13 protein-coding genes are annotated in these 16,651 nt (G+C 68.1%); 5 read left to right on the forward strand and 8 right to left on the reverse strand.

Going from position 1 to position 16,651, the window contains the following annotated elements; genetic code table 11:
• Positions 1–22: 22 nt before the first annotated feature.
• From M2282_RS21890 to araD, 3 genes are read right to left on the reverse strand one after another with little or no spacing between them, the layout of a single operon-like run.
• Positions 23–1,003, reverse strand: a complete 981-nt coding sequence (locus M2282_RS21890) for a Bug family tripartite tricarboxylate transporter substrate binding protein (RefSeq protein WP_280810870.1) — start codon at positions 1,001–1,003, stop codon at positions 23–25.
• Positions 1,004–1,034: 31 nt separating this feature from the next.
• Positions 1,035–1,745: a ribonuclease activity regulator RraA gene (locus M2282_RS21895; RefSeq protein WP_280810871.1), complete on the reverse strand. Its 711-nt coding sequence runs from the start codon at positions 1,743–1,745 to the stop codon at positions 1,035–1,037.
• Between the two features lie 46 nt (positions 1,746–1,791).
• Positions 1,792–3,519 (reverse strand): L-arabinonate dehydratase, encoded by a 1,728-nt coding sequence (gene araD / locus M2282_RS21900; protein ID WP_280810872.1) that lies wholly within the window; start codon positions 3,517–3,519, stop codon positions 1,792–1,794.
• Positions 3,520–3,622: 103 nt separating this feature from the next.
• On the opposite strand from araD, the gene M2282_RS21905 reads away from it, so the two are divergent.
• Positions 3,623–4,312, forward strand: a complete 690-nt coding sequence (locus M2282_RS21905) for a GntR family transcriptional regulator (RefSeq protein ID WP_280810873.1) — start codon at positions 3,623–3,625, stop codon at positions 4,310–4,312.
• A gap of 78 nt (positions 4,313–4,390) precedes the next feature.
• Here the strand turns inward: M2282_RS21905 and M2282_RS21910 are convergent, their stop codons facing one another.
• On the reverse strand, positions 4,391–4,765 hold the full coding sequence (locus tag M2282_RS21910; RefSeq protein WP_280810874.1) for an HU family DNA-binding protein: 375 nt from the start codon (positions 4,763–4,765) through the stop codon (positions 4,391–4,393).
• A gap of 318 nt (positions 4,766–5,083) precedes the next feature.
• Between M2282_RS21910 and M2282_RS21915 the strand changes: the two genes are divergently transcribed.
• Together M2282_RS21915 and M2282_RS21920 are read left to right on the forward strand one after the other, a co-directional pair.
• Complete coding sequence (locus tag M2282_RS21915; protein ID WP_280810875.1) at positions 5,084–5,887, forward strand: alpha/beta fold hydrolase; 804 nt, start codon at positions 5,084–5,086, stop codon at positions 5,885–5,887.
• Positions 5,888–5,893: 6 nt separating this feature from the next.
• Complete coding sequence (locus M2282_RS21920; RefSeq protein WP_280810876.1) at positions 5,894–7,036, forward strand: two-component system sensor histidine kinase NtrB; 1,143 nt, start codon at positions 5,894–5,896, stop codon at positions 7,034–7,036.
• On the opposite strand, the gene M2282_RS21925 is transcribed toward M2282_RS21920, so the two are convergent.
• Positions 7,033–7,398, reverse strand: coding sequence for a response regulator transcription factor (locus tag M2282_RS21925; protein WP_280810877.1), 366 nt, complete (start codon positions 7,396–7,398; stop codon positions 7,033–7,035). The genes M2282_RS21920 and M2282_RS21925 overlap by 4 nt on opposite strands.
• A 167-nt stretch (positions 7,399–7,565) precedes the next feature.
• On the opposite strand from M2282_RS21925, the gene M2282_RS21930 reads away from it, so the two are divergent.
• Entirely contained in the window at positions 7,566–7,850 is a 285-nt protein-coding gene (locus M2282_RS21930) for a hypothetical protein (protein ID WP_280810878.1), read from the forward strand.
• A 38-nt stretch (positions 7,851–7,888) separates the two neighbouring features.
• Here the strand turns inward: M2282_RS21930 and M2282_RS21935 are convergent, their stop codons facing one another.
• Positions 7,889–8,383, reverse strand: a complete 495-nt coding sequence (locus tag M2282_RS21935; protein WP_280810879.1) for a MarR family winged helix-turn-helix transcriptional regulator — start codon at positions 8,381–8,383, stop codon at positions 7,889–7,891.
• 80 nt (positions 8,384–8,463) lie between these two features.
• A complete protein-coding gene (locus tag M2282_RS21940; RefSeq protein ID WP_280810880.1) occupies positions 8,464–10,374 on the reverse strand; it encodes a tannase/feruloyl esterase family alpha/beta hydrolase in 1,911 nt (636 codons plus the stop codon).
• 514 nt (positions 10,375–10,888) lie between these two features.
• Between M2282_RS21940 and M2282_RS21945 the strand changes: the two genes are divergently transcribed.
• Positions 10,889–11,311: a helix-turn-helix domain-containing protein gene (locus M2282_RS21945; RefSeq protein WP_280810881.1), complete on the forward strand. Its 423-nt coding sequence runs from the start codon at positions 10,889–10,891 to the stop codon at positions 11,309–11,311.
• Positions 11,312–11,323: 12 nt separating this feature from the next.
• Here the strand turns inward: M2282_RS21945 and M2282_RS21950 are convergent, their stop codons facing one another.
• On the reverse strand, positions 11,324–16,627 hold the full coding sequence (locus tag M2282_RS21950; protein WP_280810882.1) for a beta strand repeat-containing protein: 5,304 nt from the start codon (positions 16,625–16,627) through the stop codon (positions 11,324–11,326).
• Positions 16,628–16,651 lie beyond the last annotated feature (24 nt).

A 16,651-nucleotide genomic window follows, 5' to 3' on the forward strand; every position in this document is an offset into this window, starting at 1 on the left:
GCCGGCCGGCCCGGCAATCGCTTCAGTCGGCCACCGCGCCCGACTTCTTCACCAGCTCGGCCCAGCGCGGAATTTCCCTGGCCATGAAGTCGCGCAGTTCTTCCGGCGTGCTGCCGACGATCTCCATCGCCAGTTGGTCCGAGAGCCTGGCCCGCACATCGGGCTGCTTGAGCGCCTTCACGATCTCGGCATTGAGGCGCTGCACGATCGGTTGAGGGGTGCCCTTGGGCGCATACACCGCCTGCCACGACGACATCTCGAAACCGGGAATGCCGGACTCGATCATGGTCGGCAGATCGGGCACCAGCGCGATGCGCTTGCCGGTGGTCACGGCCAGCAGCTTGAGCTTGCCGCTCTTGACCATCGGCAATGCGGCCGTCACCTGGTCGAACATGAAAGGCACCTGCCCCGCGGCCACGTCGGTCAGTGCGGGCGGCGTGCCCTTGTACGGCACATGGGTGAGCTTCACGCCGATGAGTTCGGCGAACATCTCGCCGGCCAGGTGGGTGGAGGTGCCGGCGCCGGAGGAAGCGAAGATGCGCTTGCTCTCGTCCTTCTTCAGCAGCGCCACCAGTTCGGCCACCGAGTTCACGCCGAGCTGGCTGTTGACGATGAGCACGTTGGGCAGGCGCGCGACCAGCGAGACGGGCTCGAAGTCCTTCATCGGGTCGTAGGGCAGCTTCTTGTAGAGGCTGGCGTTGATGGCGTGCGTGCTGATGGTCCCGCCGAAGAGCGTGTAGCCGTCCGGCGCGGCCCTTGCCACGTAGGCGGCACCGATGCCGCCGGCCTGCCCGGGCTTGTTGTCGACCACCACCGACTGCTTGAGGCTCTCGCCCAGCTTCTGGGCCAGCGTGCGGCCCACGATGTCGGTGGAGCCGCCCGGGGTGAAGGGCACCACATAGACGATGGGCTTGGCGGCGGGCCATTCCGGAGCCTGGGCCGATGCAAGCGCTGGGGCGAGCGCGGCCGAAAGCAGCGCCGCGGCGAGGCAGATGAAACGCATGTCTTGTCTCCGTGGATTCTTGTGGATGGGCTCAGCGGCCCCTGGCCTGGCGCCACGTGGCGAAGTCGCTGCGGCTGCGCTCGTCGGTGGGCGGATACAGGCCGAGGATGGAACGGCCCTCGAGCACCATGTCCTGCACGAAATCCTCGAAGACGGTCATCTCCGTCGCTTCGGCCGCGACTTCGTCGGCCATGTGGGCCGGGATGACGATCACGCCCTCGGCATCGCCCACGACCACGTCGCCTGGGAACACGGGCGCATCGCCGCAGCCGATCGGCACGTTGATGTCGATGGCCTGGTGCAGCGTGAGATTGGTCGGCGCGCTGGCGCGGTGGTGGTAGGCCGCGAAGCCGAGCTTCGCGATGTCGGGACTGTCGCGAAAGCCACCGTCGGTCACCACGCCGGCCACGCCGCGCTTCATGAGCCGCGTGACCAGGATGCCGCCGGCCGATGCGGCGCGCGCGTCCTTGCGGCTGTCGATCACCAGCACGGCGCCCTCGGGGCACTCCTCCACCGCCTTGCGCTGCGGATGGCCGCGATCAAGGAAGACGCTGATCGGGTTCAGGTCTTCGCGCGCCGGCATGTAGCGCAGCGTGAAGGCCTCGCCCACCATGTTGGGCAGGCCGGGGTTGAGCGGCCGCACGTCCTGGATGAACTGGTTGCGCAGGCCGCGCTTGAACAGGGCCGTGCACAGGGTGGCGGTGCTCACCTTCATGAGCTGCTCGCGGGTGGCGGGATTCACGTGATGTCTCCGTTCTCGGTCGAATTGATGGGGGATGAAAGGCGGATCAGAAGATGTCGGGCTCCGGCACCGGCTTGCCGAAGGTGGTCTCCAGGAAGTCGAAGTCGCAGCCCTCGTTGGCCTGCAGGATGTGACGGCCGAACATCCATCCGTAGCCGCGCTCGTAGCGCGGCGGTGGCGGCGTCCACAGGGCCTTGCGGCGGGCGAGTTCCTCGTCGTCGATCTCCAGATGGATGCGCCGCGCGGGCACGTCCACGGTGATGCGGTCGCCGGTCTTCACCAGCGCGAGCGGCCCGCCGATGGCGGCCTCGGGCGAGCAGTGCAGCAGGCAGCCGCCGTAGCTCGTGCCGCTCATGCGGGCGTCGGACAGGCGCAGCATGTCTTTCACGCCCTGCTTGAGCAGCTTGGTCGGAATCGGCAACATGCCCCACTCGGGCATGCCGGCGCCGCGCGGGCCGGCGTTGCGCAGCACCAGGATGTCGTCGCCCGTCACGTCGAGCTCGGGGTCTTCCACCGCCTTCTTGAGCGCGGGATAGTCGTCGAACACCAGCGCACGGCCGCTGTGCCGCAGCAGGTGCGGCGCACAGGCGCTGGGCTTGATCACCACGCCGTCGGGCGCCAGGTTGCCGCGCAGCACGGCCAGGGCGCCTTCGGCGTAGATGGGATTGGCAAGCGGCCGGATCACGTCGTCGTTGTAGACCTCGGCGCCTTCGATGTTCTCGCCGAGCGTGCGGCCGTTGACGGTGCGCGCATCGACCTGCAGATGGCCGCGGATGCGCTCCAGCATCGCGGGCAGTCCGCCGGCGTAGAAGAAGTCCTCCATCAGGTAGGCGTCGCCGCTGGGCCGGATGTTGGCGATCACGGGCACGCGGCGGCTGAAGGCGTCGAAGTCGTCCAGGCTCACCGCATGGCCGGCGCGGCGCGACATCGCGATCAGGTGCACGACGGCATTGGTGCTGCAGCCCATGGCCATCGCGCAGGCGATGCCGTTCTCGAAGCTGGCGCGCGTGAGCAGCCTGGCAGGTGCGAGGTCTTCCCACACCATTTCGACGATGCGGCGGCCGCAGTCGGCGCTCATGCGGATGTGGTTGGCGTCCGCGGCCGGAATGCTGGAGGCGCCGGGCAGTGTCAGGCCCACCGCCTCGGCAATGCCCATCATGGTGGCCGCCGTGCCCATGGTCATGCAGGTGCCCTGGCTGCGCGCAATGCCGGCCTCCATCTCGGCCCAGGCCTGCTCGCCGAGCCGGCCGGCGCGGCGCTCGTCCCAGTACTTGAAGGCATCGGAGCCGGAGCCCAGCACCTTGCCCTTCCAGTTGCCGCGCAGCATGGGGCCGGCGGGCAGGTAGATGAAGGGAACGCCCATGCTGATCGCGCCCATCACGAGGCCGGGCGTGGTCTTGTCGCAGCCGCCCATCAGCACCGCGCCGTCGATGGGGTGGCTGCGCAGCAGCTCTTCCGTTTCCATCGCGAGGAAGTTGCGATAGAGCATCGTGGTGGGCTTGACCATGCTCTCCGAGAGCGAGATCGCCGGCAGCTCCAGCGGGAAGCCGCCCGCCTGCAGGACGCCGCGCTTGACGTCGTCCACCCGTTGCTTGAAGTGCGAGTGGCACTGGTTGGCATCGCTCCAGGTGTTGACGATGGCGATCACCGGCTTGCCCATCCAGTCGGCATGGCTGTAGCCCATCTGCAGCACGCGCGAGCGATGGCCGAAGGAGCGGAAGTCATCGGGCGCAAACCAGCGGGCGCTGCGCAGGGATTCGTAGGTGCGTTTCATCAGGGGGGACTCCAGGATGCGCACCGTGCGTGCGCCCTTGCCGGGGGCAATTTGGCAATTAAAACACTAGTATATTAGTGCGTCAATGACACAATCGCCCGCGATGAGTGCCGCCCCCAAGATCCGAATCGACCGCACCCGCCTTGCCGCGCCGCAAGTGCTGGAGAGGCTGCGCGAGGCCATCCTGTCGATCGAACTCGTTCCGGGGACCGTGCTCGTGCGGCAGGAGCTGGCCGACCGCTTCGGGGTGAGCCAGACGCCGGTGCGCGAGGCGCTTCTGCGATTGAGCGAGGAAGGGCTGGTGGACGTGTACCCGCAGCACGCGACGCTGGTCAGCCGCATCGACATTGCCGCGGCGCGCGAGGCGCACTTCCTGCGCCGCTCCATCGAACTGGAACTCGTGCACCAGCTGGCGCAGCAAGACTCACAAGGATTGGTCGCGCAGCTGAAGGCCATCATCGCCCAGCAGGCAGCGCTGTCGGCGGGACAACGCTATGGCGATTTCGTCGAGGCCGATCGCGTCTTCCATCGGCTGATGTACGAAGCCGGCGACGTGCTCGGCCTGTGGGACCTCGTGGGCCGAGTGTCGGGCCACGTCGACCGGCTGCGCCGCCTGCACCTGCCCACTGCCGGCAAGACCGAGGCGATCCTGCGCGACCACCGCGCCATCGTCCGCGCCATCGAGGCACAGGATCCGGCGGCCGCCCAGGCGGCGCTTCGCAAGCACCTGTCGGGAACGCTCAGCGCGGTGAACGAGATCTGCAAGCAGCACCCCGACTACGTGCTGGTCTGAAACCGGGGGGGAAGCGCGGCCGAAAAAAAACGGCCCGAAGGCCGTTGGATCATTCCGCAGCGCGTGCTGCGCAAGAGATCACTTCTTCTTGGCTGGCGCCTTCTTGGCAACCGGCTTCGCGGCAGGCTTCGCAGCCGGCTTCGCGCTCACCGCCTTGTCGGCCTTGCGCTTGGCCGCCTTGGGATCGACGGCCGCCTTGAATGCCGCGCCCGGGACGAACTTCGGAACCTTCTGTGCGGCGATCTTGATCTTCGTGCCAGCTTGCGGGTTGAAGCCCGTGCGCGCGGCCCGGGCAACCTGCTTGAAGGTGCCGAAGCCCACCAACTGGACGGGATCGCCCTTCTTCACGGCAGCAACGATCGTGCTGGTCACCGTCTCGAGGATTCGAGCAGCTTCTGCTTTGCTGACGGCGTGCTCGCCGGAGATTTTTTCGACAAGTTCGATGCGGTTCACTCAGTAATTCCTTGATCTGAAAAGAGTCTTTTCCTTATGGCCCGACGACCGACCAGGGGCGGCCGTGGGCGCTGGAGTGTAGCTTCACGCCAATGGGCAGTGCCCCCGTCGATGCGCGTCGGTGCTTCAGGCGTCACAATGGAAGCGTCGAGGGGCCCCGGCAACGAGGCCCGGGCTCTCGATATCCCCCACCCTGCGGCCCTGGCGCGATCCGCGCCGACGATCGCCTGTTCTCCCGCAGTCCTTCCCGCTTCATCGCGCATGCGCCCCGCGGCCCCTCCCTTGCCAGCAACCACACGGTTCGAGAAAGCCTTCTTCATGAATCTGCAGCAACGTCACAGCATCCATGCAGCCGGAAGCGGTCCCGCGACCCTTTTCTTCGCCCATGGATTCGGGTGCGACCAGAACATGTGGCGCCTGCTCGAACCCGAATACCGCAAGCGCTACAAGACCGTGGTCTTCGATCTCGTCGGCAGCGGCAGCTCGGACCTGTCGGCCTTCGATCCCGACAAGTACGCAACGCTCGACGGCCATGCCCAGGACGTGGCCGAGATCGTGGCGGCGTACAGGGAAGGCCCGGCCGTGTTCGTCGGACATTCGGTGAGCGCCATGATCGGCGTCCTCGCGGACCTGGCCCATCCAGGCGCCGTCGCGGCGCACGCCATGGTGGGACCGTCGCCCTGCTACATCAACGACGGCGACTACATCGGCGGTTTCGAGCGCGCCGACATCGACTCGCTGCTGCAAACCCTGGAGAGCAATTACCTCGGGTGGTCGAGCACGATGGCGCCGGCCATCATGGGCGCGCCCGACCAACCCGAGCTCGGCGTCGAGCTGACCAACAGCTTCTGCCGCACCGACCCGGAGATCGCGAAACATTTCGCGCGCGTGACCTTCCTGTCGGACCACCGGTCCGCGATTGCGAAGCTGCAGACGCCGTCGCTCATTCTCCAGTGCGACGAAGACCTGATCGCTCCGGTCGCGGTCGGCGAATACATGCACAAGGTGATGCCGAACAGCATGCTCCGGATCATCGAGAACGTCGGGCATTGCCCGCATCTGAGCCGGCCCGGCGCCAGCACCGATGCGATCGATTCCTTCCTCTTGCAGCACGGGCTCTAGGCCATCGTGTCCACGCCCGAGACCGACCGCGAAGAGCTCCTCGACGCAGCACCCTGCGGGCTGATGCAGACGGATGCGAAGGGTGTCTTCCTTCGCGTGAACAAGCCGTTCTGCGTGTGGTTGGGCTATGCCAGGGAAGAACTGGTCGGCAAGAAGCGGCTCCAGGATCTGCTGACCATGGGCGCGCGCATCTTTCACCAGACGCACTGGACGCCGCTGCTGGAGATGCAGGGTTCGATCTCCGAACTGAAGCTCGACGTGAGGCATCGGGATGGAAGCGCGGTGCCGATGGTGCTGAACGTCGTTCGCCATGGGCATGGCCCGAACCACACCCAGGAAGTGGCCGCGTTCGTTGCGCGCGACCGGGACAAGTACGAGCAGGAGCTGCTGCTGTCCCGAAAGAAGCTCGAGGCGCATGTTGCGGTCGTGGAACGCCTCCAGGTCGAGACGAAGGACCGGGCTCTGTTCGCCGAGCAGATGATCGGCATCGTGAGCCACGACCTGCGCAATCCGCTGTCCGCGGTGAACACCGGCATCCAGCTGCTTTTTCGCCATGCACCGACGGACAACCAGGCACGCGTGCTGTCGCGAATGGCGCAATCGGTGGACCGCGCGAACCGGCTCGTCTCCGACCTGCTGGACTTCACAGTCGCTCGCGTGGGAAAGGGCATCGCTATCAACGCCCGGCCCGTCGATCTGCACGAAGTCGTGGCGCAGAGCCTGGCCGAGCTTGCGCTGTCGTTTCCCGGACGAACGCTGCGCCATGAAACGCAGGGCCATGGGGAGTGCAGCGTCGATCCGGACCGGCTGTCGCAGCTCGTGGGCAACCTGGTGGCAAACGCCGTGGCCTATGGCGATGTGGCCAGGGATGTCACCGTAACGACGTCGGTGCTGGATCGGGGCATCGAGATCGCCGTGCACAACTGGGGACCGGCCATTCCCGCCGATCTGCTCTCGACCCTGTTCCAGCCCATGGTGCGCGGGACGGTTGCCAGCACCGGCCGAAGCGTCGGCCTCGGCCTCTTCATCATCATGGAAATTGCCAAGGCCCATGGCGGCACGGTGACGGTGGATTCGAGCGACCTCTCAGGCACCACTTTCTCGGCATCGCTCCCCGCGCCAGACGCGAACCCGAAAGCACCCTCCTAGGACAAGGCGCACCATCCGAAGAACTGATCGAGTTCCGTCGATTTGTCGAAGATCGCATCGGCACCCAGTGCCAGGCTTCGGCGCCGCATCTCGTCGGAAGGGTAGTTCGTCAACACCACCACGCGCTGATGCGCGGAGCGCCCCTGGCAAGCCCGCAGGACCGTCAGGCCGGAGCCCTCACGCAGGAAAAGATCGACCACGGCCAGCTGCCACGTGTCGTCGAGTTTTTCAAGAATGGCAATGGCCTCGCTCGCCGTCTCCGCAGTGGCCACGACATCGGCATCGGCAAGCTCTTCCAGTGCCGGAATCAGGTTGTCCCTGATGGTCTTGCTGTCTTCGACAAGGATGGTTGTCAGCGGCATGGCGATGCGCGGAGGCGCTGTTCTTCAGTGTTGTATCGAGTTGCAGACCGCGTAGTCACCATTTATACGGGGCTGTCGCGCAATGCCTGTAGGCCATAAGCGCAACTTGTCCGAGGCGTGTTGATTTTTGAATAGCATCCGAATTGTTGCCAGCTACAAGGAATGTCATGCAAAAGCAGACACGGTCTTCGAGCGCGAAGAATGCGACCGGCCTGGCCAAGGCCCTGAAGGAGAACAAGCAGGCGACAAAGGCTGTCCAGGCTGCTGCGGACGAACTGGCCGTCGTGCACACGGTTCTGGACATGAAAGTGCCCAAGGACGCGCTGTCGCCCGATGCGCATCGGGCGGTGCAACAGACGAGCCAACTCGAAAAGCAGCTCACGGCCTCCAGCAAGAAGCTGGAGAAAGTGAATGAGTCGCTGGAAAGCGCATTGCCCAAGGACGGAGACTGAGCCAGCGCCGGCTTCGACAAGGCAAAGGGCTCCGCCTCTCAGACCCGACGGTGCGTGGCCAGGCGATCGAGCAGTTCGAAAAGGAGCGCCCGTTCCCCCGGGCTCAGGTGCGAGAGCAGCTCGCTCTCCATGCCTGTCGCCACGGCTTCTGCCTTGCGCACCAGTTCGCGGCCGCTGCGGGTGAGCCGGACGTTGGCCGAGCGCCGGTCCACTTCGCTGCGGCTTCGGCCGAGAAGGCCGCGCTCTTCGAGCCGGTCGAGCGTGACCGTGAGGTAGGGCACCGAAACGCTGAGCGTCTTGGCCAACTGCTTGGGCGTCGCATCCGGGTTGGCGTCCAGCAGCACCAGCAGCGAGTACTCGACGGGCCGCAGGCTGAAAGTCTCGCCGACATGCTTGCGGTACAGGTTCGCGGTCGGGATCGTGGCCTGCGCCAGGCTGTAGCCGAGCAGGCACCGCAAGCGCTCGTCCTGGAGGCCGCCACGCACGGGGTGAGGGGCAGGCTCAGGCGAGGGATTGGGGGTGCGGGCCGTCATGCAGGCCGGCAGTGTAGCTGCCGGCCTGCATGCGGCGCGCGGCGTACGACCGGCACATGGCCGCCGCGCGCCGCCGTGGATCAGTTGGTGCAGACGAACTTGTCCGGGTCGTTCTGCTCCGCACGCGCGGACGGCGTGGTGCCGGTGTCGCCCACGAACTTCGCGTACTGCGGGTAGGGGCACAACGGCCTCACCCGCGTGGCCGCGCCGGCGGGCAGCATCGACGCCCAGGCCGCGGTGTCGGCATTCGCTGCGCGCGAGCTCGCGATCAGGCGGTCCGGCGCCTTGCCTTTCTCCACCCAATCGACCGCCGCACTGAACACCGGGAAGCTGTCGGTGGCGGGCCCGCCCGAGCAGTGGTTCATGCCGGGAACGCCGAACAGGCGCACGAAATCCTTCACCGTGCCGTTGGCTGCGTTTCCGGACAATGAATCCACCCACTTGGCCGTGTAGTTGAAGGAGAAGACAGGGTCGCTGGTGCCGTGGTAGAGGATCAGCTTGCCGCCCTTGGCCTTGAACCTCGACATGTCGCTCGAGTGCGTACCCATGAAGCTGTATGCCGACTCGGTGTAGAGCATGTCCGTGGCCATGATCCTGGCTGCATCGGCGTTCCAGTCGAAGTTCAGCTGGTACTGCACCAGCGCGTTCGCGCTCGACAGGCCCTGCGTCGGCGGCGTCGTGAAGATCAGCGGGCCCGCGCCGCCGCCGAGGGTCACGTTGATCGCGGTGTTGGTGCCGGTGGTGGCCGGTTGCCCGGTCTTCCAGGCCAGCCAGCCGCCGGCGCCGATGCCGGCATCCCAGGGCCAGTCGGCGTAGAGGGCATCGCCCGCGCCGTTCTTCGGGCCGCGCATGACCTTCTGCATCGCGCTCACTTGCGCGGGCGCAAGGCAGTTGGGCGCGCCCGGCGCACCCGCCGCGCCGCAGGCCAGGGTGCTCACATCGAAGGTGCAGGACTTGTTGATCATGCCGTCGACCAGCCCATCGTCGGCATCGCACTTGGCGAGGATGGCCGTTCGCATGGTGCTCCATTGCGGCCCGGTCAGCGCCGCATTGAGCAACGGCGTCGTGCCCGCGCCGGCGCCGGTGGTTTCGAAGAAGCCCTGCGCTGCGGCAGCGGCGGCGAACTGCTGCGTGTCCCACGCTTCCGCGAGCCAGGCCTTGGGCAGGTCGGAGCCCGGGTCGCCGGCGACGACGCCGTCGAACTCGTCGCCGAAGCGCTGCGACACCATCATGGCTTCGCGCCCGCCTTCGGAGCAGCCCATGAAATAGGCGTAGTCCTGCTTCTTGCCGTAGTAGCGCGCGAGCAGCTGGTTGGCCAGTTGCTTGGTCTGGCCGATGGCGTTGTAGCCGAAGTCCACGCGCGCCTGGGGATCGAGGCCGAAGGCCGCCGTGCCCGCATTGTTGGGATCGAAGTTGGTCGCGTTGCTGTGGCCGCTGTCGTTGGACACCGTGGCATAGCCCGCGAGCAGCGGCTGCACCGCCTCTCCGGCGGTGATGGTGCCGGTCGTGTCGGGAATGGAGCCATCGCTGCCGCCGCCGCCGCTGAAGAACATGCGGCCGTTCCACGAGGTCGGCAGGTTGATCTGGAAGGCGATCGCATAGGTGGACTGCGCATCGGTCTGGCCGCTGGCCTTGAAGCCCTGGCGTCCGCCATTGATGGTGCCGGTGACCGCGCAATAACTCTGCGCATTGCCGCTCGCATCGGTCGCGGTCGTCCTGGCAATCTTGGTCGAGGTGATGCTCACGGTCCGGCCGGTGGCCGACAGTGCGGCCGAAAGACCTGCCACGGCCGCGCAGCCGCCGGCCTCGTCGGGGGTGTTGATCAGTCCTGTCGGTGCAGGGGCCGGTGCCGGTGCGGGTGCCGGTGCGGGGGGCGGCGTGATCACCGGGAAGCCGCTGAAGCCCCCGCCGCCGCTTCCACCGCCGCAACCGCCAACCGCGATTGCGGCCACCACGCTCGCCCACAAGGCGTTCCGTGTCTTGCGTTCCATAGATATCTCCATTTGTTAATTAATCTTCGGAGGCGCTGGATGTCGACCCATGAAACTTTCAGAGAGGCGGATGTGTCGGCATGCACAAAGCGCCGCTCAGAATAGTTATCCAACTTAACTAAAAACATGGTGGATACCCGCATCCGCCGGCAAGCGCCCTGCGGAGAGTCGGCGACACGCTCACGCAGATGCTGCTGCGTAGCGATGCCTGATCGACGCGGAGGCGAGACCGCGAATCTCCGACCATTCAGTTACGGATATCGCAAATTGATGATGTGAAATAACAGTCCGCGTGGACAATAGCGGGGAACATCAGAGCAGCCGAAGGCCGAAGAGCCTGGCAGAGGAGCGTCTCGGAAATGTCCTCAACCCTGGATCCCATGTCCCAACTGTTTTTCGCCTTCACAGGCCGCTCCGATCGCTCGGGGCACCTGGTCCGGCCCGCATCGCCGCAGCGCTTCCCACGCCTCCCTGCACTGTCGATACCTCGCGGCGAAACCGCAGGGCGACAGCCATGAGCGGCACTTTCACGGAGCGCCTGAAGGAACTCACGGCGGACATCAACCGGGGGTGGCAGGCCGACCTCGCCCGCCGCTGCGGGGTGACGCGCGCGGCAATCACCAACTGGCTATCGGGCCGGAACAGGGGGATCGAGTCGACCCACCTGTTCACCATCGCCGATTACTTCCGGGTCAATGCCCGATGGCTGGCCACCGGTGCCGGGCCCAAGTGGGCCGAGATGCCGATGCACCTGACGAAGAAGGTGCACCCCACCGTGGGCGAAGTGCTGGTCAAGCTGGAAGAAATGGCCGCGCGGCCCAAGAAGGTGAGCGATGCCGAACGGATCGAGCTCTACGTCTGGCTGGCCGGCGAAAGACTGAACTTCCAGGAAGCGCCGGAGCCGGAACCCGCCAATTCCGCTGACTCCGCCGATTGAAGGCCCGGCCTCTCAGTCCACCTTCACGCTGAACAGCACCGCCCCCGTGCCACCCGGCGCGAGCGAACCGGTGAACGACCAGCGCAGCCCGCCGGTGCCGCCCGCCGACTGGGAGGCGGTGCAAAGCACCGCAGGCGCGGGCGCCGCATTGGCCGGCGTGTTCTTGCTGCAGGCGGTCAGCGAGGCGGGCGTGGTGCCGGCCTGCGCGGCCACGAAGCTGGTGTACTGGGGCGTCGTGTCGTTGACCGTCATGCCCGAGATCGGCGAGGTTCCGTTGTTGGTGTAGGTGACGCGGTACTCCAGCGTCTCGCCCGACTTGGCCTGGTTGTTCACGCCGAAGCCCGCGCCCTGCGTGACGTTGCGCACTTCCTTCCTGAGCTCCAGCGCGCTGTTCGAGACGGTCGTGGTGTCCAGCACCGTGTAGCTCGCACTCAGCGCGGGGCCGGCGTTGGTGAAGTCGAAGCTGGCCTGCACCGTGCTCTGGTTGTTGTTGCCGTTGGCCGCGTTGGCGGGAATGAACTCCTGCATCACGATGCAGACGTTCTGCCCCGCCACCACCGTGAGCGGTGCCGACGGCGGATACAGCAGCGCGGCACCGGGCTGCTGCGCGCCGGTGCAGCCGGTGTCGGCAAAGATCTTTCCGTTCCAGCCGCTCACGGCCGGCGAATCGACCGAGCTGGAGATGCCGAAGCGCACCGTGCCGCCGGTCCGCGCGATGAAGGTGTGGGCATAGCTGACGGTGCTGCCCGGCATGCCGCTCTTGGCGCCATCGGCCGCGAAGGTGTTGCGGTCCACGTCGCCGAAATTCAGGCCCGCATGGCCCGTGCCGTTCCAGGTGAAGGCGATGCGGTCGGGCGTGCCGGTGCGCGTATAGGTGTAGCTCGTGCCGCCGCTCGCCACCGCCGAGCCCGAGGGCAGCGCCACGCTGCCGAACGAGGCGCCGGTCGACAGGCGCGAAGCGGTGTTGGTCTCTTCCACGCACAGCGGTGCGTTCGCGGCGGTGGCGAAGGGCACGGCGAGCGCGTAGTTGCCGGCGCCGTCGGTGGTGGCTGTCGACAGCACCGTGGCGCCGCAGTTGGTCAGCCGCACGCCCACGCCGGCGATGCCGCCTTCGGTGCCGTTGACCAGGCCGTCGTTCGCCACGCCCGAGCCCGTGCCGTTGTCGAGGAACACGCGGCCCGTCACGCTGAAGCCGAAGCTGTTGACGAAGGTACAGGTGATGTTGGCGCCGGCCACCATGTTGGCCGCGGGAACGGTGAGCTCGTTGCCCACCAGCGTGCCGAAGGTCACGGTGGGCGTGGCGCTGGCCGCGTCCAGGCAACTCGCGCTGACCGGGTTGGCGGGCCAGCCGGTGGGCACGCTTTCCGTGATCTTCGCCAGCTGGCCGGCCGTGCCGGTCAGGTTGGCCGCGCCGCTGGCGGTGCCGGCACCGGTCACGGTGATGCTGTCGGTCGAGGCCGAGAGCCCGCTGAGCGCAAAGCCGAACAGGTTGGTGCCGCTGCCGCCGGTGGTGGTCTTCACGATCCGCAGCCGGGGGAACGGCGGCGTGAAAGTGTTGGTGAAGGTGCAGGCGATGTTGCTGCCCGCCACAGTGGCGGCCGCATCGAGCGTCACCTTGCGGTTGGGCAGGTCGGGCGTGGCGGTGCCGCCCGCGCCCAGGCCCGTGCAGCTCACGCCGGTGAGCGCGTAGTTGGCGGGCAGCGGGTCTTCGGTGATGGTGGTGGCCACGCCGGGCGCGGTCAGCGTCTGGATCGCACCCGCGACGGCGGTGCCGGCGGTGACGGTGGTGATCGTCTGCGCCGCCAGGCCGTTGCTGCCGGTGAAGCCGAAGGGGCCGGCGCCGCCGTTGCTCACCTTGCTGACCGTCACCGTGGCCGAGGCCGCATTGGTGAAGGTGCACACCAGCGGCCTGCCGTACTGCACGCTGGCCGCGGGAATCGTGTAGGTGCGCGCATCGGTGCCGCTGCCCAGGCTGCCGACGGGCGTGCCGGCATCGGTGCAGGTCGCGCCTGCCAGGTTCCAGCCCGGCACCGCCGGCTCGGCGATGGTGATCGCGGCGCCCTGGGTCGTGGCCGAGAAAGGCTGCGTGCCGGCCGTCGCCGTGTTGCCGTCCACCTGCACCGCCGTCCCCGCGGCCACGGTGCTGACCACGCCGTTGGTCTGGGTGGTGTTGCTCAGCGTGAAGTTGAAGGGGCCGCCGGCGCCGCCGGTGGTGGTCTTCGACAGCACCACGGTCGGCGGCGTGCAGACTGCGGTGGTGGTCGCCTGCGCCAGGAAGCCTTCGGCGTTCGCCCCGCTCTTGATGTGCACCACCACCGTGTTGCTGCCCACGCGCCAGTTGCTCGAGAGCGTCGCGCTCGCCTGCTGGCCCGCCTGGTAGCCGCGGAAGTTGTAGGGATCGCCGCCGCCCTGCGGCACGCCGGGCACGGTCTGCAGCACGCCGTTGACGAACACTTCCGCCACCGAGTTGTCGGAATAGAAGTCCAGCTTCAGCGAGAAGGTCGCCGGGTTGACCGAGGCCGCCATGTTGAAGGTGAAGCGGTGGTAGACGTCGACGTTGCCCGCGTGGTTGGGGTTGTAGTTCGAATTCCAGTTGGCGTTGCCGAAGGGTGAATTGATCCACGCGCCCGGGGCCTTGTTGCCCACGTAGGCGCGCTGCCACGAGGCCACGGTGCCGGGCCCGCCGCTGGTGGCGCCTTCGCCCGATTCCCACACCGTGTCGCGGCCGCTGCTCAGCGGCGGGCCGTTGATGCCGTTGTAGGCGGTGTTGAAGATGGCGGCGTTCGAGAGGCAGCTCACCGTCGGCGGAATCGGTGGCGACGTGGTGCCGGTGTCGCCGGTGTTGGTGAAGGTGCAGACCAGGTCGGTGCCCGGCGCCGTGGCCGCGGCATTGAGCGTGAGCGTGCGGCCCGAGAGCGTGGCGGTGCCATTGGTCGGCAGGCCGGTGCAGGAGGCGGCGGTCAGCGTGTAGCCCGCGGGCGGCACGCCCTCGGTGATGGTGGTGGCCGTGTTCGCGGCGGTGAGCGTCTGCGTCGGCGCGCTGGCGGCCGTGCCGGCCGCGGTGGTGGCAATGCTCTGGGCTGCGAGTCCGTTGCTGCCGGTGAAGTCGAAGCTGCCGATGCCGTTGAGCGAGATCTTGCGGATCGTCACCGTCGGCAGCGCCAGGAACCTGTAGGCCTGCGGGCTCGGCAGGTAGCTGTTGCCGCTGGCCGTGAAGCTGCCGCCCAGTGCCACACCACCCACTGTGACCGCGGTGCTGCTGTAGGTGGCCGCCAAGGTGCTCGTTGCCGTCACCTGGCAGAGGCTCGCGGCGGTGGTGGTGCAGCTGCCTGCCGCGCCCACGGCGCCGCCGTTGAAGGCCACACCGGGCGTCGCGCCGAAGCTCACGATCACGCCGGCACCGACCAGGTTGCCGCCCGCATCGCGCACGAAGGCCTGCAGCACGTCCTGCGCCGTGCCGTTGGCCAGCTGGCCGTCGGTGACGACGCGCAGGCCCGATTGCGCGGCGCTCGCCGCGCCGACCACGAAGCTGTAGGCCGCCGGGCTCGCGCCATAGCTCTGGCCGCCCGCGGTGAAGACGCCGGTCAGCACGCCGGCCGGGATGCTGACCGCGCTGCTCTTGGCCCCGGCCACGGTGCTGGTCGCGGTGACCTGGCACAGGCCGTTGGCGGCGGTGGTGCAAGTGCCGGCCGCGCCGACCGCGCCGCCGTTGAAGGCCACGTTGGCGGTGGCGCCGAAGGTCACCACCGTGCCGGCCACCGGGTTGTCGGCCGCGTCGCGCACGATGGCTTCGAGCACGTCCTGCGCACTGCCGTTGGCCACCTGGTTGTCGGTGACGGTGCGTTCGCCCGAACGCGCCAGGACGGCGGCGCCGGCCACCACGGTGGTGGCGGCGCTGGCGCAGCTCACCGTGGCGTCGGAGGTGCAGGCCGCGCCCGGTGCCGTGGCCGGGGTTCCGGTGCCGGCCACGTTGCTGTTCGCATAGTTGGTGAGCACCGTGCCCGCGGCCACCAGCGGCGCCGTCGCATTGAGCGTGAAGCTGCGCACACCGCCGTTGGCGGGAATGCCGGCGGCCGGCAGCGTCATCGTGCAGGTCAGTGCAGCGCCGGCGGCGCTCGGGAGCGTGCCGCAGCTCACGGAGGTGACGCCGGTGCCCGCGGCCACCGAGGTGGCGACCACGCCCGGCGGAAGCTGCTCGCGCACGACCATCGACGTGCCGGTGGTTGCGGGGCTGCCGTTGGCGAGGCTCAGGACGTAGGCGATGGCTGCGCCCGGCGCCACGGTCGCCGGGGCCGTCTTGCTCAGCGCGACCGACAGCGGCGCGTTGAACTGGATCACCACCAGGCCGTTGCCGCCGCTGGCATCGCCACCACCGCCGGTGCCGATGCCAGCCGTGTAGTGGGTGTCGCTCGTGGTGGCCGCCGCACCGCCGGTATTGTTGGAGAGCGAGATCGATCCCGCCGCCGACGTCGCACCGGTGACGCCCCCCGTGTAGCCGGAGCCCCCGCCGCCCATGCCGTTGGGCGAACTGCCCTGGCACAGGCCGCCGCCGCCGCCGAAGTAGCCGCCACCGCCACCGCCGCCGCCTTCGTTCTGGTTCTCGTTGGTGGAGCCGCCGTTGCCGCCCTGCAGCGCGGCGCCGGCCGTCGGCGCGCCGAGGTTGCAGGTGCCGCCCGAACCGGCCGCGCCGCCACCCGCCTGGGTGCCGGGCCGCCCGCTGGCGGTCACGCCGTCGTCGGCTCCGCTCGTGCCCCCGCCGCCGCCGCCGGCGGGCGTGCCCACGTCAGCCCCTGGCGACGAGCCACCGCCGCCGCCGGCGATGAGCCGCGCGTTGCCCTGGGTGTAGCTCGTGGTTGCGAACACGCCTGACAGGCCGCCGCCGCTCGAACCGATGGCCGTGGCCTGCGAGGTGCCGCCCGCACCGCCACCGCCGTAGGTCGTCGAGGTGTCGTTGACGCCGCCGCCCTCGCCCACGCGAACGCCCAGCGCGGTGCCGGCCGTCACCGTCAGCGTGCCGGAGGCAAACCCGCCGCCGCCGCCGCCGCGCTGCGTGGGGAAGTAGCTGCTGTTGGGTCCGCCGCCGCCCGCGCCCCAGGCCTTGATGAACACCGAGCTCACGCCGGTCGGCACAGTGAAGCTCTGGTCGCCGCCGGAGTAGGTCACCGTCACGCAAGTGTTGTAGCCCGATTGCGGCGTGCAGGTGCCCTGCCCGGCCAGCGACGGCGCCGATGCCAGCAGCGCCAGCAGTGCCAGCCATGCGAACAGCACAGGCAGCACGCACCTGCGCAGGACGCTCGAAAAGAGGGTGTGAGTCATCTGTCCTGCCATGGCGGCCGAATC

This window comes from Variovorax boronicumulans, from assembly GCF_029892485.1.
Classification (GTDB): Bacteria; Pseudomonadota; Gammaproteobacteria; order Burkholderiales; family Burkholderiaceae_C; genus Variovorax; species Variovorax boronicumulans_B.

Excerpts from the sequence above, each read along its gene's own strand:
- M2282_RS21915 (WP_280810875.1), top strand. The coding sequence starts at position 5,084 with ATGAATCTGCAGCAACGTCACAGCATCCATGCAGCCGGAAGCGGTCCC.
- M2282_RS21930 (WP_280810878.1), top strand. The coding sequence starts at position 7,566 with ATGCAAAAGCAGACACGGTCTTCGAGCGCGAAGAATGCGACCGGCCTG.
- araD (WP_280810872.1), bottom strand. The coding sequence starts at position 3,519 with ATGAAACGCACCTACGAATCCCTGCGCAGCGCCCGCTGGTTTGCGCCC.
- M2282_RS21935 (WP_280810879.1), bottom strand. The coding sequence starts at position 8,383 with ATGACGGCCCGCACCCCCAATCCCTCGCCTGAGCCTGCCCCTCACCCC.
- M2282_RS21925 (WP_280810877.1), bottom strand. The coding sequence starts at position 7,398 with ATGCCGCTGACAACCATCCTTGTCGAAGACAGCAAGACCATCAGGGAC.
- M2282_RS21890 (WP_280810870.1), bottom strand. The coding sequence starts at position 1,003 with ATGCGTTTCATCTGCCTCGCCGCGGCGCTGCTTTCGGCCGCGCTCGCC.
- M2282_RS21945 (WP_280810881.1), top strand. The coding sequence starts at position 10,889 with ATGAGCGGCACTTTCACGGAGCGCCTGAAGGAACTCACGGCGGACATC.
- M2282_RS21950 (WP_280810882.1), bottom strand. The coding sequence starts at position 16,627 with ATGACTCACACCCTCTTTTCGAGCGTCCTGCGCAGGTGCGTGCTGCCT.
- M2282_RS21940 (WP_280810880.1), bottom strand. The coding sequence starts at position 10,374 with ATGGAACGCAAGACACGGAACGCCTTGTGGGCGAGCGTGGTGGCCGCA.
- M2282_RS21905 (WP_280810873.1), top strand. The coding sequence starts at position 3,623 with ATGAGTGCCGCCCCCAAGATCCGAATCGACCGCACCCGCCTTGCCGCG.